Source organism: Opacimonas viscosa (assembly GCF_024199005.1).
GTDB lineage: Bacteria > Pseudomonadota > Gammaproteobacteria > Enterobacterales > Alteromonadaceae > Opacimonas > Opacimonas viscosa.
Map to the genome: position 1 here is coordinate 1 of NZ_JANATA010000138.1, position 271 is coordinate 271.

The 271-nt window shown below is 42.4% G+C and carries 1 protein-coding gene; it reads right to left on the reverse strand.

The annotated features are described in order from the left end of the window. Window positions 1-54 precede the first annotated feature (54 nt). A partial coding sequence (locus NLF92_RS13025) for a DUF2170 family protein (RefSeq protein ID WP_254102644.1) occupies window positions 55-271 on the reverse strand: 217 nt, incomplete at its 5' end.

The window sequence follows — 271 nt, forward strand, 5'->3', positions numbered from 1 at the left end:
CTTTTACCGCAGTAATGAGTTTTTTCCACACAGACATAATGATCTCCTTAAAGGTTATTTCAGGTGCGTTTCATACGCATCAAGAAAGGCCGCAACGTTTTGAAATAACGTTGTGACTTCAATTTGAATACTCTCAGCTTTTGACTGTGCGCTCAGCGCACCGAAAGCAGTGTAATATTCTTCACCGTTGATATTTGAGATGGCCACGGTGGTCAGTGGGAATAGCATGTGTGTAGATAAAATGTCGTGGTCCAGTGCCGCTTTGTCTTTT